This window comes from Corynebacterium gottingense (assembly GCF_003693265.1).
GTDB lineage: Bacteria > Actinomycetota > Actinomycetes > Mycobacteriales > Mycobacteriaceae > Corynebacterium > Corynebacterium gottingense.
The window spans coordinates 1-1,239 of sequence record NZ_RDRE01000146.1; the positions used below are offsets into that span (position 1 = coordinate 1).

Consider the following 1,239-nt stretch of genomic DNA (forward strand, 5'->3'; position numbering starts at 1 on the left):
GGCTCCTACCTGTCCGAGCGCACCGCGGCCGGGCAGCGCCTGTTCCACGTGGGCCGCCTCGACGCCGACACCGAGGGGCTCCTCCTGTTGACCAACGACGGCGAGCTGGCCAACCGCCTCACGCACCCGAAGTACAAGGTGACCAAGACCTACTTGGCAACGGTGCTGGGCGAGGCCAAGGGCGACCTGGTGAAGAAGCTGAAGGAGGGCGTCGTGCTTGACGACGGCACCGTGACCGTCGACTACGCGCAGATCGTCGACGTGCACAACGGCCAGTCCATCGTCCGCGTGGAGTTGCACGAGGGCCGCAAGCACATCGTGCGCCGCATGCTCAAGGAGTGCGGCTTCCCGGTGCAGCGCCTGGTGCGCACCAAGGTGCACACCGTTCAGCTGGGAGACATGAAGCCCGGTTCCATGCGCGTGCTGAACTCTGCCGAGCTGGCCTCCCTGTACAAGGTGGTGGATATGTAATGGCTGACGCAACGCAGCTTTCGAACATGCCGGACGGCGGGCTCATTCTCGCCGTCGACGGCCCTTCCGGGACCGGCAAGTCCACCACCTGCCGCGCGCTGGCGAAGTCGCTGGGCGCGAAGTACGTGGATACGGGCGCGATGTACCGCGTGGCCACGCTTGCGGTGCTCCGCGCCGGAGTCGACCCGGCCGACACCGACGCGGTGGTGGCGGCGACCGCCGATCTGCCGCTCGAAGTCTCCGACGACCCAGATTCCAAGCAGGTGCTCCTCGGCGGCGAGGACGTCTCGGGCGAGATCCGCGGCCCGGAGGTCACCCGCAACGTCTCCGCCGTCTCCGCCATTCCACAAGTCCGCGTGAACTTGGTCGAGCTGCAGCGCAAGCTGGCCCGCGAGGCCCACCGCGCCATCGTAGAGGGGCGCGACATCGGGACGGTGGTGCTTGCCGACGCCCCCGCGAAGGCCTTCATGACCGCCTCGGCCCAGGTGCGAGCGCAGCGCCGCTACGACCAGGACATCGCCGCGGGACGCGACGCTGACTTTGACACCGTGCTCGCGGACGTGCAGCGCCGCGACGAGCTCGACTCGTCCCGTGCGACCAGCCCGCTGAAGCCCGCGGAGGACGCGGAGGTCATCGACACCTCCGAGATGACCCCCGAGCAGGTGCTTGACGCCCTGACCGGGCTGATTGAAAGGAGCGCGAAATGACACACCGCGAGGAACCGGAAACCCAGTTCATTCAGCCTGGGATCGACGCGTCCGGCTACGA

Annotated in this window: 2 protein-coding genes; both read left to right on the plus strand. The window is 68.0% G+C overall.

The features are described from left to right. Window positions 1-471, plus strand: a 471-nt coding sequence (locus EAW56_RS12330; protein ID WP_147453335.1) for a pseudouridine synthase, incomplete at its 5' end; no start/stop codon positions are given. After that, entirely contained in the window at window positions 471-1,178 is a 708-nt protein-coding gene (gene cmk / locus EAW56_RS12335; RefSeq protein ID WP_122086845.1) for a (d)CMP kinase, read from the plus strand. The genes EAW56_RS12330 and cmk, both read left to right, overlap by 1 nt. The last annotated feature ends 61 nt before the right edge of the window (window positions 1,179-1,239 follow it).